The sequence below is a fragment of the Sphingobacterium alkalisoli genome (genome assembly GCF_005049105.1).
GTDB lineage: Bacteria > Bacteroidota > Bacteroidia > Sphingobacteriales > Sphingobacteriaceae > Sphingobacterium > Sphingobacterium alkalisoli.
This window is the reverse complement of the sequence record NZ_SUKA01000004.1, coordinates 269,774-285,614: the sequence shown is the minus strand read 5'-3', so window position 1 is coordinate 285,614 and position 15,841 is coordinate 269,774. Positions and strand designations below refer to the sequence as shown.

Annotated in this window: 10 protein-coding genes and 1 pseudogene; 8 read left to right on the top strand and 3 right to left on the bottom strand. The window is 39.4% G+C overall.

Features of this window, described 5'->3' with window-relative positions; translation table 11 throughout:
- Positions 1-3: 3 nt before the first annotated feature.
- From FAZ19_RS14325 to FAZ19_RS24500, 3 genes and pseudogenes are all read right to left on the bottom strand, one after another.
- Positions 4-2,280, bottom strand: coding sequence for an NADP-dependent malic enzyme (locus tag FAZ19_RS14325; protein WP_136821434.1), 2,277 nt, complete (start codon positions 2,278-2,280; stop codon positions 4-6).
- 65 nt (positions 2,281-2,345) lie between these two features.
- A complete protein-coding gene (gene dacB / locus FAZ19_RS14320) occupies positions 2,346-3,776 on the bottom strand; it encodes a D-alanyl-D-alanine carboxypeptidase/D-alanyl-D-alanine endopeptidase (protein WP_136821433.1) in 1,431 nt (476 codons plus the stop codon).
- 373 nt (positions 3,777-4,149) lie between these two features.
- Positions 4,150-4,305: pseudogene (locus FAZ19_RS24500) on the bottom strand (type B chloramphenicol O-acetyltransferase); the annotation flags it as partial.
- A 400-nt stretch (positions 4,306-4,705) separates the two neighbouring features.
- Between FAZ19_RS24500 and FAZ19_RS14310 the strand changes: the two are divergent.
- The 8 genes from FAZ19_RS14310 to FAZ19_RS14275 all read left to right on the top strand — a co-directional run bounded on the left by FAZ19_RS14310 (position 4,706) and on the right by FAZ19_RS14275 (position 15,678).
- Complete coding sequence (locus FAZ19_RS14310) at positions 4,706-5,269, top strand: RNA polymerase sigma-70 factor (RefSeq protein WP_136821432.1); 564 nt, start codon at positions 4,706-4,708, stop codon at positions 5,267-5,269.
- A gap of 68 nt (positions 5,270-5,337) precedes the next feature.
- On the top strand, positions 5,338-6,132 hold the full coding sequence (locus tag FAZ19_RS14305) for a hypothetical protein (protein WP_136821431.1): 795 nt from the start codon (positions 5,338-5,340) through the stop codon (positions 6,130-6,132).
- Positions 6,133-6,371: 239 nt separating this feature from the next.
- The gene (locus FAZ19_RS14300) at positions 6,372-9,488 is read left to right on the top strand and encodes a SusC/RagA family TonB-linked outer membrane protein (RefSeq protein WP_136821430.1); all 3,117 of its coding nucleotides are present in this window, start codon (positions 6,372-6,374) and stop codon (positions 9,486-9,488) included.
- 2 nt (positions 9,489-9,490) lie between these two features.
- Positions 9,491-10,930 carry a RagB/SusD family nutrient uptake outer membrane protein gene (locus tag FAZ19_RS14295; protein ID WP_136821429.1) on the top strand — a complete coding sequence of 480 codons (1,440 nt, stop codon included), beginning with the start codon at positions 9,491-9,493 and terminating at the stop codon, positions 10,928-10,930.
- A gap of 9 nt (positions 10,931-10,939) precedes the next feature.
- The gene (locus tag FAZ19_RS14290) at positions 10,940-11,698 is read left to right on the top strand and encodes a DUF4843 domain-containing protein (RefSeq protein WP_136821428.1); all 759 of its coding nucleotides are present in this window, start codon (positions 10,940-10,942) and stop codon (positions 11,696-11,698) included.
- 18 nt (positions 11,699-11,716) lie between these two features.
- Positions 11,717-13,288, top strand: coding sequence for a PKD-like family lipoprotein (locus FAZ19_RS14285; RefSeq protein WP_136821427.1), 1,572 nt, complete (start codon positions 11,717-11,719; stop codon positions 13,286-13,288).
- 37 nt (positions 13,289-13,325) lie between these two features.
- The gene (locus tag FAZ19_RS14280) at positions 13,326-14,480 is read left to right on the top strand and encodes a peroxiredoxin family protein (RefSeq protein WP_136821426.1); all 1,155 of its coding nucleotides are present in this window, start codon (positions 13,326-13,328) and stop codon (positions 14,478-14,480) included.
- Positions 14,481-14,490: 10 nt separating this feature from the next.
- Positions 14,491-15,678, top strand: coding sequence for a TlpA family protein disulfide reductase (locus FAZ19_RS14275; RefSeq protein WP_136821425.1), 1,188 nt, complete (start codon positions 14,491-14,493; stop codon positions 15,676-15,678).
- The last annotated feature ends 163 nt before the right edge of the window (positions 15,679-15,841 follow it).

Genomic DNA, 15,841 nt, shown 5'->3' with positions numbered 1-15,841 from the left:
ATATTAATTAGATGTGTTACAAGATTGTGCTTCTACGACTGCAATAGTAACCATATTAACAATTTCGCGTACCGAACTATCCATTTGAAGTACATGGATAGGTTTGTTCATCCCTAATAAAATCGGGCCTACAGCCTCTGCATTACCTACTTCTTGTAAAAGTTTATAAGCAATATTTCCTGATTCTAAACTAGGGAAAATCAACGTATTGGCCGCCTCGCCAACTAAGGTGCTAAAAGGGAAATTCGACGTTAAAAGATCGTTGTTAAGTGCAAAGTTTGCTTGCAGATCCCCATCTACAGTGATTTCGGGGTTTTCTTTGTGCAATATTTTTACCGCCTCTCTAACCTTATTAGCGGTAGGACCATCGTTAGATCCGAAGTTAGAATAAGATAACATAGCTAGACGTGGTTTGATGTTGAATCTTTTTACAGCTGTATTCAACAAAACTGCAATCTCAGCCAGCTCCTGCGCCGTAGGATCGGTATTTACAGTGGTATCGCCTAAAAATAGCGGGCCTTTTTCTGTAAGCATCATATACATTCCCACAAGACGGCTTCCTTCTTTTGCGCCAATTACTTGCAATGCGGGTTTAATAGTAGTCGCATAATTTCGCGTTAATCCTGAAATTAACGTATCAGCTTCACCAAATTCAACCATACTAGCCGCAAAATAATTCCGATTCGTAATTAGCTTTGACGCCTCGCTTTTCGTTACGCCTCTACGTTGGCGTTTGGCATAGAGGTGATTTGCGAATTTCTCGTATCTTTCAGAGTTTCTTTCTTCTTGCGGATCAATAATGTCCACCGAGCCAATTTCTAAACTATACTCGTTAATCAGACTGTTTATTTTCTCTTTATTACCGAGTAAGATGGGGATGGCAATACCTTCTTCTTTAACAATTTGTGCGGCACGAAGTGTCTTGTAGTTGTCGGCTTCTGCAAACACAACGCGTTGTGGATTGCTTTTTGCCTTATCGATCATGTTACGCATGATGCGATCATCTTTTCCAAGACGTTTGCGAAGCTCTTCTTTGTAAACGTCCCAATCTTCGATATTCTTACGCGCAACTCCAGAATCAATAGCAGCCTTAGCTACCGCAATGGATACTTCCGTTATTAAACGTGGATCTGTAGGCTTTGGAATGACATAATCCTTGCCGAAGCGAAGATTACTCGTGTTATACGCCTGGTTAACTTCTTCCGGTACATTCTGCTTTGCCAAATTTGCAATAGCGTGTACGGCAGCGATTTTCATTTCTTCGTTGATCGACGTAGCGCGTACGTCCAATGCACCTCTAAAAATATAAGGGAATCCCAGTACATTGTTTACCTGATTGGGATAATCCGATCGACCTGTCCCCATAATGATATCTTCGCGTGTAGCCACAGCCAAATCATAGGATATCTCCGGGTTTGGATTGGCCATTGCGAGTACGATAGGGCTTGGAGCCATCGTATTGAGCATTTCTGGCGTTAAGACATCTGCTTTCGACAGACCAATAAATACATCGCTACCTTTAACAGCATCTGCTAAGGTATGGATGTCAAGGTCTGTAGCCCATTCTGCCTTCGTTGCGTCTAAGTTGTCACGATCCGACCGAATAACACCTTTGCTATCTAGCATAATGATGTTTTCCTTTTTTGCACCTACTGAAACGTACATCGCCGTACAGGAAATGGCCGCCGCACCTGCTCCGTTGATCACTATTTTTACATCGGCAATGTTTTTGTTCTGTAGCTCGCAGGAGTTGATTAGCGCAGCGCCTGAAATAATAGCAGTACCGTGTTGATCATCATGCATTACAGGGATTTTCATCTCTGCTTTTAATCGTCGTTCGATTTCAAAACACTCCGGAGCCTTTATATCTTCTAAATTTATACCTCCGAAAGTGGGCTCCATCGCTTTTACGATGTTTACAAAATCATCTACGTTTTTTGTGTCTAGTTCAATGTCAAATACATCAATATCTGCGAATATTTTGAACAATAAACCCTTTCCTTCCATTACCGGCTTTCCGGCCTGTGCACCTATATCGCCTAATCCTAAAACAGCTGTACCATTACTGATGACCGCTACTAAATTTCCCTTAGCCGTGTATTTATAAGCATCTTCGCTGTTTTCTGCAATAGCTAGACAGGGTTCTGCTACTCCTGGAGAGTATGCCAAAGATAAGTCTCTTTGTGAATTGTACGGTTTCGTCGGTACGACCGCTATTTTACCAGGACGCCCCATAGAATGGTAATTTAAGGCATCCTTTTTTCTATTGATGTTACTCATTTTTCAGTGTTTATTTTCGATACGAGGCTACAAATGTATGATTCTATTTATGTAAAGACGAAAGTTTATTTTAAATTATCCAGTACGTTAAACATGTTTTGCCGCATTTTTGCCGCACCACCATTATAGTTGTAAACCAATAACGTAAATGTATACGTCTTCCCATCCTTTGCCGTATGGTAGCCCGTATAACCCAGTGTACCCCCAATAGTACCACTCTTCATAGTCATCTGATTATAAGTAGGCAAAGCTTTGACAAAATTCAAGTACCAAGGTCTTGAAACAGCATACTGCATGATGCCGGTCATAGCGGCTGTAGTCACATTATTTTGAGGAGACAGGCCTGATCCGTCCTTGATGTCCAATTCCTGTTCCTGAATCCTAAGTTTTTGGTTCCAATACTTTTTGACGTAGGTTGCACCTCCAGATGTCGTAGTTTTATTACCTGTAAAGTATCCTATACTTTTTAATAACGCTTCCCCGTATAGGTTGATGCTTTTTTGGTTGAACCAGTATACAATATCTATCAATTTGGGTGACTGATGGATATTAAGATCTTTCGTTTTCAACGGAAATACCGAGTCCTGTTCAATCAGTCGTTGGCCAGTCGTAGGGTTTTCAAAAATTGCAATTCCATCCGCTGAAATGCGGCGATGCAATTGATGTGCTACATCATATGCTGGGTCGGGAATAGATATTTCAATTGTTTTTTTTAAATCTTGCCCATAGGATCCTCTTAGGTATATTTTTTCGGAGTAGGGAGCCGAGTAAGCATACACATTATCACCCGATCCTTTTGCTCCGGTTGTGACCTGATTAACTATCGATAAATACGAAATATCAGCTATTATATCGGAAACGGGAGCGGGGCTACCTATGGTGGAAGGCTTAAAGTTTATCCCTGTTTTGTTTTCTCTCCAATTCAGCGCAGAAATGCCTGCTCCATAATAATTTCCAATATCAGTCCAGATCCATCCTCCCGGAATGTCGTTTCCTACATACAGCCGATCGTCGCCGATGATTCGTCCATTGATCTGTTGTATTCCCGCATCCCTGATTGCGCGACTCCATTTGGCTAATACCTGTTCTTCACGCTGCTCCGGGTAACGGTCGCTTCCCAACGTAGGGTCGCCAGATCCCTGGATCACGATATCACCATGCAATATACCAAGACTATCAATCTCCCCCGTATAATAGAGTGTAGTTTGATAAGTGTATTCTGGTCCCAAAATGTCTAACGCGGTAACAGAGGTAATCACTTTTAAGGTCGAAGCTGTTGGCAAGCCTATCTGGCTGTTTTTTTCAAATACAACGTTTCCATTTTTAGCATCCAACACATACATCGAAGCTATTCCATTCTTAAGATTTGGTTGATTTATGAATTGCTGAAAGCCAGTGGTTAGCTTCGACGTTATAGCTTGTTGTGCTTCGGTAGAAGCAGGTTTAGCAAAGAGCGTCGATAATAAGGCTACAAAAAATAATTTGCTAATGTTCATTCCTTTATTTTATCATCAATATTACATCCTTGTTTTACAAACTTAGACAAGTTACGGAAAAACTACGCTGCTATTTTAAAAAAATACTTTGCGACAGTTCATGTTGCCAGTGGAAGATTTAAGTAATATGTCTGTCTTAGTCTCTTAACTAAAGTCACTGTTTTTCTTTCACAAATGTAAAATTAGAGATAGAATTCGATTGTAAAGGTTTTTTCCAGATACGTCAATTAGATAAAATAATTTTTCTTTCCAGTTCTAACATTCAATTTCTAAGAGCGTTTCAATTTCATCCGCTGCAACTCTCTTTTTTATGAGTTTTGCAGGATTTTCACCTACTATTGTATAAGGGGTAAATCTGTGGTAACTAATGCCTGATAAAACTGGCTCCGCTTCCGATAGAGCAAAACGAACCTATCATCAGTTTATCAACATCGCTTCTATGAGGGAATAGATAACGTGCGCAATCATCAAAAGAATGTCCGTAGTAGTAACCTGAATAATAAGAATATTTCCCGGCGATAATGTTAGGCTAATCCAGCTTGAGCAACTAAAACAATTGTAAGATGATAGGGATAAAACCAAATGAGATAAAACTTCAAGGGAGAATAAAGGTTCGCGTAAAATTGATCTTATCCGCGCCTTGCACGAAATGAAAATAACTGATATCAAACGGTATCTAATCAGTAAGATTTCACAAGAGGAGGAAAGGATACTCTTGGCTAATGATCTCTAGTCGGATAATATAGTCTTGCCATTTCAAAAATCGCCCCACAAAAAATGACGAGTTTTATTTGCTATAAAAAACTGAATTCATGATATTTGAAAAAAATGTAAAATCTAAATTAAAATCTACTAGATTTGTAGTCTAATTAATGTAATCATAGTTATTCATACTATTACAAACATTACGTATAATAATTGTCGAACAAATGGAACAGAGTCTACAGCAAGAAAGAGCAATCGTCATGAGGTTAATAGCTGGTGATGAAAATGCCTTTTTGATTCTGTTCAAGAAATATTCGCCTATTTTATCCAGCTTTTTATCCGGCCTACAACTTCCAACAGAAGATGTTCACGATGTGATTCAGCAATCTTTTTTAAAGATATGGGAACAGAAAGAACGTATCAATCCGGATACTTCTTTCAAGAATTATCTTATCACCATTGCTAAAAATGACATCTACAATAAAATAAAGCATCAGGTCATTAGAAGAAAGCATCAGGATCACATTACCTATTTGCAGGAGAAAGAAACTACCACCGACAGCAATGAGTTGACAGAGGTTTTGTACAAAATATTAAACAATTTGCCAGAAAAAAGAAGAGAAGTGTACGAATTGAGCAGAATAAAAGGCTACAGCAACCAAGAAATATCCGAAAAGCTAGGTATAAGTAAGAGTACGGTGGAAAATCATATCAACAACTCCTCTGCATACATAAAAAAAATACTGAAAAGTCTTGGTTTTATATTTGTATACACCCTATTTCATTAAAAAAATAAAATTTACCTTAGGTGCAAACACAAGCATGATTGTATAGTATATAGTTTCAGCACAAAAACGTGGAAAAAGAAGTTTTAAAAAGATATTTTGAACAAACTAGCACAGATATAGAGAAAAACACTGTGGAAGATTGGCTATTGGATCCTAGCAACAAAATAACTTTTGAGAACTTTCTGGTAGAGGAATGGCAAGAACATGTTCAGACGAAGGAGTTTTCGTATCGCATAGAGCGCCGAAAATCCAAAAGTAGGTTACTGTGGAAAGCCGCCAGCATAGCAGCTTTACTGCTTCTGACTTATGGCGGTCACCAGCTTCTTTCGACCCATCAGACACCACAACCGATTTTTACAAAAAAACAGGTTGCAAGTGTACAAGAGCCGGTGCCAACGGCCAGTTCTCTTGCCACCACCCCAACAGTTGTGTCTGATACAGCACGTAATTTTCACCCTAAAACTGTACAACATGAAAAAAAGAAAGAACGACACCAAACTAAAGCTTTAATAGCTCAGGCAGACACGACAAATCAACAAATCAAAGAGGCTACAATTAAATCTAGCGTGTTGACGAAAGCTAAAATTAATGAGGCTGCAATAGCACGACTTATTCAAAAAATTGACTCCAATCAACTTGTATTCGATGTCAATGTTTCTGAAGCAGCTTTTCAACAATTGGCTTATATCTTTCGCAAAGAATATGGAATTATCTTAGAGTTATGTAGTAACGGTGACGCGGATAAGACATATACTGCAAAGTTTAAAAAGATTTCCATCCATGATTTGTTAGACGATATGTCGGAAAAGATGGCATTTACTTATTCTTTTCAAGACAACAAAGTAAAAATCTGTTTTAACTAACTACAATATTAAATAGTTCAGTAGAATATATGCAATGTTAGCAATGCTATCATTGCGTTCTGTCTACGAGCAAGAATGAAGATTTACCCTTCATCTCTCACAGCAGACATACAGGCTTCTGAAGTAAAAACTATCCAGGCTTGCCTTTGCACGGAAAGCCACCACTAAATGTACGTTAGAATGGCAAGGCTTATTAACCCAGCTCCTTCGAATTAACTTAACTTAACCTAATTTAAGTAATGAAACACAAAAACACGTTAAACTTTAAAACCAGCTTCTTGGCCTTTGCGCTGTTGGGTACACTATGCATTCCAAAGGCCACGATGGCACAAGTCCCCGCTACCCAAGTGCAGTCTATCCCTAAAGTAATCGGTCGGGTTGTCGGCAGTGACCATAAGCCGCTTAGCGGGGTCACTGTATCGATCAAAGAAGACAAACAAAATATCACGACCACAAACCGGGTTGGTGAATTTATACTTTCTCCCCAAAAACAGGATGAAACATTAGCTATCTCCGCGATTGGGTACAAAACCCAAGAAATAAAACTATCCAAGGACACCAAATTGCCTTTGATTATTAAATTGGAAGAAACGACCGATCAGATTGAAGAGGTTGTGGTGACCGGATATGGAAATCGATCAAAAGAAAGTTTTACGGGTAGTTCATCCACATTTACGAAAGAGGAACTACTCCGAGTAGGCAACAAGAATGTCTTACAAAGCTTACAGAATCTGGACCCTTCCTTTGTATTGATGGAAAACCTATCGATGGGATCTAATCCGAATATGTTACCAGATATTCAATTGCGCGGACAGACCGGTCTTGATGATATCCGCGGCGAGTATTCCGGAAATCCCAATGAACCCCTTTTTATTCTTGATGGTTTTGAAGCAAATCTCCAGAAAATATTTGACCTGGACATGAACCGTATTGCATCCGTCACCATTTTAAGGGATGCCGCGGCAAAAGCTATTTACGGTGCCAAAGCAGCAAATGGCGTTTTAATTATAGAGACTATCGTTCCTCCGCAAGGCAGTATGCGCGTCTCCTACAATGCTAACTTCAATTTAGAAGCGCCCGACCTTACATCATATAGTTTAGCAAATGCACGAGAAAAACTGCAGATTGAAAAAAATGCAGGACGGTACACATCTGCTCAACCCGTCACACAACAATTTCACAACGAACAGTACAACGCTATATTAGCAAATATCGAAAAAGGTGTAGACACCTATTGGCTTTCTCAACCTTTACGCGTCGGACTCGGGAACAAACACACATTAATGTTAGAAGGCGGTACACAAGAATTACGTTACGGTCTGGACTTTACCTATAATAATGTCACCGGAGTTATGAAGGGCTCTAATAGAGAAAACATGGGTGGATCCATCAATCTTTCTTACCGTAGCGGTAAATTCAACTTTCGGAACATCCTTAACGTCACTTTTAATAAGTCCAACAATTCTCCGTACGGAAGCTTTTCAGAATACACCGCATTAAATCCTTATTATTCTCCATATGATGAGTACGGGAATATAGCCAAACTATTGGGCACATACGCAACAGGCACTGGAACTAATTCTAACACCACAAACTACTTTAATCCCCTTTATAACGCACAGCTTAACACTAAAAATTTCTCCAGATACAATGAGATCACCGAAAATTTTTATGCAGAATGGCAGACGACCAGAGAATTAAGACTTACTGCACGACTAGGTTTTACATTTAATGGAGACAATACGGAGAATTTCCTACCAGGTGACCATACCAGTTTTGCACTGATGACCGGAGAGAATTTCTTTAATCGCGGATCTTATTACATAGGCGACGGAAGGAGTACATCACTAAGCTCCGATCTCTTTGCTAACTATTCTAAGCAGTTTGGCAAACATCAAATCTTGTTAAATGGAGGTCTTAATATTGCTGCTTTTCAAAACCAGTCACATGGCATGTCAGCCCAAGGCTTTTTAAGCAATCGAGCAGATTTCATCACTTTTGCTAAGCAATATGCCGCAAATGGCGTTCCTTCGGGATCCGAAAGTCTTAAAAGGGAAATCGGCATTGTATCTTTTGGTAACTATTCCTATGATAACAAATATCTCGCTGACCTAAGTTATAGAACAAACGCTTCCTCTGTATTTGGAGCGGACAACCGGTGGGGAAACTTCTGGTCGTTAGGACTTGGCTGGAATATTCATCATGAAGAATTTCTAAAGAACAACAAGATTATCAATCAATGGAAATTACGCGGCTCAGTAGGCTCAACAGGAAGTCAAAATTTCAACCCTTACCAAGCTATGGCTACGTATAGTTTCTTTAGCCAAAGTACATACGATAATATTTCAGGGGCATATCTCCAGGCATTAGCAAATGAAAACTTAAAATGGCAGGAAAAACTCGATTATAATCTTGGGACCGATCTTAAATTATTTAACCGACTTAATGCACGTTTTGACTATTACATTAGCCATACTAACAATCTATTAACGGATCTTACACTACCTCCGTCAACAGGTTTCTTTTCTTTTAAAGAAAACTTAGGTCAGGTACAGAATATCGGCTACGAGGGTTCTTTAAACTACATGCTTTATTCTAATCCACAAAAGCAATCCTACTTCTCGATCTTTACTGCATTTTCAAGCAACAAAAATAAGTTGTTAAAAATATCAGACGCACTAAAACAGACCAATAAAGATCAGGATGCAGAAGGATTAGATACAGACAACCCTATTTTCTTGCCTAAAATTAGATACGAAGAAGGCCAATCCACAAGTGCTATCTGGGCTGTCCCCTCAAGAGGGATCGACCCCTCTACGGGAAGAGAAGTTTTTGTAAAAAAAGATGGTAGTCAAACGTATACATGGAGTGCTGACGATCAGATAGCCGTTGGTGTTACCGATCCAAAGTTACGCGGAAATTTCGGGTTCAACATGGAGTATAAAGGCTGGGGACTAAGTACTTCGTTCCGTTATACGATTGGCGAAGATTACTATAATTCTACTTTGATAACACGGGTAGAAAATGTTAACATAGCGCACAATGTAGACACCCGCGTCCTATATGACACCTGGTTGGAGCCTGGAAATCAAGCTTTTTTCAAAAGAATTACGACCAGCCCTACGAAAACAAACCCTACATCACGTTTCTTACAGAAAAAATCTGATCTAACACTCGCGTCAGTGAATGCGTACTACGACTTCAAATGGAAAAACATATCCAAGTACTACTTGAAAAACTTGAAAGTGGGTGTTTTTGTGTCTGAAGCTTTTGTCCTGTCCACGGTACGCAACGAGCGTGGTACGGATTATCCATTTGCGCGAACATTTTCATTCACCCTACAAACAGCGTTTTAATCATGAAAAGCAAAAAAATAACCTATATAGCACTTGGGATTCTAATCAGCAGCGTCAATCTCTCCTGCGAAAAATGGCTGGATGTCCAACCAAAAACCCAAATCAAAGCGAACGAGCTTTTTGAAACCGAAGCAGGCTTTAAAGAAGCTTTAGCAGGCATCTATACGATTATGACAGACCGAGCACTCTATGGTCGAGAAATGACCTATGGTATGATGGGTGTCCTGTCACATGAATGGACAGGGTTTTCGCCCAGCTATAATGATGATGCGACATATAACTACCTATCCTCCTTGTCCCGTGGCCGTATTGATGCCGTATGGAGCAATATGTACAAGGCCATAAGCAATGCCAACATGCTGCTCGACAACATTGACAATAACAATGTATTCACCGGTAACAATTATACTATTATCAAAGGAGAAGCACTAGCTTTAAGAGCATTCCTACATTTTGATTTGGTCCGTTGCTTTGGATTGAGCTATGCAGTTAACTCGTCGCAAGCATCCATTCCGTACGTCACGCTGTACACATCCAACCAGACGAAACAACATACTGTAGATGAGATTGTCAATAAAGCGATGGAAGATTTAATTCTGGCGAAAGAACTGTTGAAAACTGACCCAATCTATACTGGACGCACGATCAATGAGATTGATGACAACGGCTACCTAATCAATAGGCAGGTGCATATGAACTATTATGCTGTAAAAGCCTTACTGGCGAGAATATACCTATACAAAGGCGATTATGTCAATGCACGACTTGAGGCCCAAAGTGTGGTAGACGTCCAAAAGTTTCCATTTTCGTCACAACAGCATGTAAGTGATCTTGTAGACTTGTCAGGAGCACCTGAGCATATCTTCGCCCTGCAGATCAACGACCTGCATCAACGATCGATAGACCATCTGACGTCGCAGGGAACAGGACCTATTTTTTCACTTAGCAGCACAGTGGCAGATAACTACTTTGGTGCAGACATCAAGTCAAACGATTATCGGTACATTTATCTATTGGCCGACGGAACTGGAGGCAATGCAACCCAAAAGTATAGTCTAAAATATAGCGAACCTGCGGAAGTGCAAGGGATTACTAATCCAGAATATTACCGCGAAAAGATCCCGCTGATAAAAATAAGCGAAATGTATTTTATTCTTGCCGAATGTGATAATAACGATGGAATAGACCCGCTAACAAATATAAATAAAGTACGCACTGCTAAAGGAATCTTTGCCCTTACGACTTTGGATAACTTCAGATCTTTAATGACAAGTGAATTCCGAAAAGAATTCTTAGCGGAAGGCCAATTGTTTTTTTACTACAAACGAATAAATCAAGAACTCATCGCCAATACAGATGCCAACTTGATTACAAGTCAAGGATATACTTTCCCCTTGCCAGATGCGGAGTTTGAAGCAGCGAACAGAGTACCAAACAGATAACGAAACATCATGAAAATATATAGAAATTTAATACTAGTATTGGTAGTTCTAATGACTAGCTGTGAAAAAAGTGGAGATTTGTTCTTTGATAAAGAGCAAACGGACATCAACATTTGGTTAGGGTCTTCGACTATTCCGCAAGATAGTGTATCATTTAACTTTTCGCATATGCTGCCCGGTAGAGACTCTTTGATCTTCCATTACAGATTGTTGTCATACCCATTAGATCATGATGTAGATTTTGAACTGGAAGCCATAGATGGCGACATTGACTTGGTTTACTTCTCCTTTGGAAAATATACCATAAAGGCTGGCGAATACCAAGGAAGATTCCCGATTTACTTTGACAAACCTGAAGTCTATAATGAATTCAAAGACAAGGCAGGCAAACTTAGATTTAGGTTGAAAGCAGGCGGAGCGATAAAAACAGGTATCAAAGAATTGAGTACGCTTACCGTGATCCTTCAGAATGGCATTAGTAAGCCGGACCAATGGGATGTTGCTCCTCTATATTATGGTCCATTGTGGCGATACTTTGGCACATATAGCCTTACCAAGCATTCTCTTTTAATCCAACAAAGTGGTCGAACAGATTTTCGAGTTATTACCATGAACAATGCTGTAACACAGGAAGACACCGAAGCCTTATCTGTAGCAGAAGCTATCGCGATTGTAGATAAGTGCAAAAAATGGCTATTGGAATATAAGGCACAGAATAACGGTGAACCTTATAGAGATGAGAATGAAAACGAAGTTATTTTCCCGTAACACACAGATGATAAAACCATGAAAAGATATATAAAACAGTTGCTTATTTTGACCTTAAGTTTAGGAGCCCTAATAGGTTGTTATAAAGACAAAGGTAATTATGATTATATAGCATTGGATGCCGTCGTAATAGACACGTCCAAAGCAGGCATCCAGCCGACTTATGCTGTAGAACGCTATGACATACTGAAAATAACACCTAAACTAATTATCAACAACGAAGTGGTCACAGACTTTGCATCGTTAGCAGATGAGTATACATTTAACTGGAGTGTATACCAAACGTTAACTGGTGGCACGGTACATAGCCGCGACACCATATCAAGTGATTTCATCCTCGAAAAACCCATTACCAAACCTCAGGGTAGTTGGAACCTCCTATTGACCGTTAAAAACACGAAGACAAAAGTCGAGACCTATCAGAAATTTACGGTAGCCGTTAGTGAGTCTATCGCTGATGGATGGATGGTCTTATATGAGAAAGATGGAAACACTGATGTTGGCCTTATCACCGATGCCCGCAGTCAACTCGGTGCTATAAAAACTACAATATTTACTGACCTGATAAAAAACACAAATGGCGCGGCGTTAGCAGGCAAACCTGTTGCTTTTTTACACTCAGCAGCAGCTTTAAACTCAAGGGAGGTCATCGTCGCATCAGAAAAAGACATACAGGCATTCGGATACACCAATTTTGAAAGATTACTATCTTTTGAGGATCTTTTTACTGATGCACCTACCACTCGTTCCATTAAAGGATTTACGGCGATTAATATCGGAAGTAAAGAGATAATCATCAACGACAACAAAGTGCATATTGCCAACTTCAACAGGGTTAATGCCCTGTCTAGAACAGTGCCCTTTGGAACTTCTTTGTACGGAAATTACGGTGAACTAGAATCTTGGGGGCCAAAAAATATAGCACAAGGTTTCGATGCTGTAGTTTATGACAAAACAAATAAAAAGTTCCTGTATTCGACTCAAAATTCTGTATCCTTATCGGAGATACCCGTACAAACCTCTCCGACCGCCGAGTGGGACCCGAGCAATGTCGGCCTCGACTTAAAAGCTGCTGACTACGGTTTTCCGAATACACCTGGAGCATTTGAATACCTCATTATGAGCAACCCGACCAACACCTATTTGTTGACAGCAAACTTTATGGCGCCGACAGCAAGTGCATTCGCACAGAGGAAATATGATATAACCGCCGCCCCGGAAATCACATCCATGACCGCAATGGCGGCATCATCAACAGGTGCCTACATATTGTATGGTGCTAATAACGCTGTATACACACACAGATACCAGATCAATCAGAGCGAAAAGGTATGGACAGCACCAACTGGAGAGCAAGTAACTTCGATTAGATTTTTAAAATTCTATCACGTTTTAATAAATGGTCGTAAACTTACTGCCCTTGGTGCGAACGACTATGTCTATATCGCCACCTATAACGAAACGACAAAACAAGGAAAAGTCTACAATGTCAAAATAGACAGAACAAACGGTACAATAGACCAGTCTACACAAAAGGTCTACGAAGGCTTTGGCAAGATAAAAGACATGAGTTACAAATGGACCTTATAGACCATAAATAAACAAATACATATAGAGAGAAAGAAAGATGAGAAAAACAATAATTACACTACTCGTGCTGGCATGCATAAGTATTGCCCAGGGACAAGATTTTACGATCAAAGGAAAACTTGCTGGCCAAGGTGACCACGAGATCACGGTAGATGGCTTAGACGGAAAAATAACCGTCAAAGCCAAAAACGGAGTTTTTGAACTAAGTGGCAGAGCGACAGATCAGCCATTTGTAACGCAACTAAATACAACATATGATCGAAATATCTACTTAGGAGGCGGTAAAGCTGGCATGTACCAACCTGCGCCCCCCCTAGAAATAGTTATCAGCAAAGGTGCTACTATTCTTATTGATGGTCAGGTAGAGGATTTACATCTTGCACAAGTTACTGGAGACATTTTTAATGCGGGGTTCACAAAATTACGTAATGAACAAAAAGACGACACCAAACAAATGTCTACGCTCCAACAACAATTCACCGAAATCAGAATGATGGGCGTAAAAGAAGAGACAGAGGGGCATGTCAAAAAAATGATGACGAACAGAGCAGATCTTGAAAAGGGAAAAAAAACATTTATCCAGCAAAACCCCGATCTTTTCGCCAGTTTGTATTTTCTAAGTCGCTTTTCCAACAGCTATACTCCTAGTGAATTAGAGGTCGCCTATAATGCTTTGTCAGCAACTTATAAAAACACCAATTATGCCAAAGGATTAGAATCAAAGATTGCGGCTAACAAAATTGTTAGCGAAGGCGGTCCAATGCCAAACTTCACAAAACCTGATACTGATGGCAAACCTGTTAGTTTATCCGACTTCAGAGGAAAATACGTCTTATTAGACTTTTGGGGAAGTTGGTGTGGGCCATGTCGTGCGGCCAATCCACATCTAAAAGAGCTATACAGCAAATACAAATCAATGGGTTTCGAAATAGTGGGCGTCGCTAGTGAAAAGGTCAAAAGTCAAACTGTCGCAGAAAAAAACTGGAAAGAAGCCATCGAAAAAGATGGTCTTACTTGGGTCAATGTATTGAATGACGAAGAAACTATGAAACAAGATGTCATCCAGATGTATAATATTGAAGCATATCCAACACAGATCTTACTGGATAAAGAAGGCAAACTTATAGCACGTTGGAGAGGTTCTGCGCAACAAGAATTAGATAAAAAACTAGAAGAAATATTCAGTAAGTAAACAGGATAAAATGAAAAACATAAAATCTTACCTTTTATTATTCGTGATATTTTTGAATTTAATTAGTGTACACACTGCTCAAGCTCAAAAAAAAGGAATTATTACGATAGAAGGTCATGTTGCCGCACGAAATCCATCCTTTCTTGACAAATACAATTGGGTATGGCTATACAAAGGTTTCGGTTCGGAGAGGCAGTTAGTAGACTCTGCGCAGGTAGACACAACAGGTGTATTTAAGTTGAAGTTAGAATCTGCGAAGCCCGAATTTTATAGTTTAGATATTTTAAAATGGCAATCTGCTTCATTTTATTCTGATACAGACTTACAAATTGAAGCACGTGGATATGATACATCCCGTGTTAAGATGAGAAATTCGGGATTTGTAAATGTAAAAAGTAATTCATCTGCCAATCGATTGATAAATGCGGCCAACTACAACAATTATTTAACATCTCTTGAGATGGAAGAATTGAATGCCGAATGGATGTCTTCGGTGAGACATGCACAGAAAGACTCTACATGGTCAAAATACATTAAGTCAGATGGGCTAATCCGAAAAAAAAGCAACTTTGAACTACTGCGTCTTCAAAATCTGATCCAAACAAACACTGACAACCCAGGAGTAATTTATCTTTTAAGTTTATATCCTACGGATGCCGATAGTGAGTTTTTTGAAAGCCAAATTGAAAACGCACTCTTAAAATTTCCTACATCATCCGATTTGAAACATCTGAAAGCGCAATATCAAACGAAAAAAGAAATAAGGTTTTCGTTAAAGAAAGGAAGTCTAATACCAGATCTAGCCTATGCAAATGCAGAAGGAAAAATTATTGATATCAAAGACTACAGAGGGAAATATGTTTTAATAGATTTTTGGGCAAGTTGGTGTGGCCCATGCCGCAAAGCTATTCCAGCTATCAAAGAGCTATATGAAGCTTATAGCGACAAAGGATTTGAGGTATTAAGTGTATCCATTGATACAAATAGAGAAGCTTGGATGAAAGCTGTGCACGAGGAAAATATGCCTTGGGCTCAAGTATTAAGTCCAGACAAAAACAAAACGTTAAAAGAATTTATGATTATTGGAATTCCTACCTTATTCTTAATAGACAAAGAAGGTAAAATCGTGGAGAAATTCACTGGTTTTTCAGAAAGCCTAAAAAAACAGGTGGTAACATCACTTGAAAAAAACATCTAATTAATAATAAGAAGGAGAGAGAGCATCCTCCTTCTTATTATTCCATTCCGTGTCGTCCATCTCCATGATATGCTCGCTGATGTCACGTTAACTCATCCAAGTCCGTACTGGAATTGCTACTTTAAATGGGAGACTTTTGGGTTTCGCGGATGTTTAATAATAG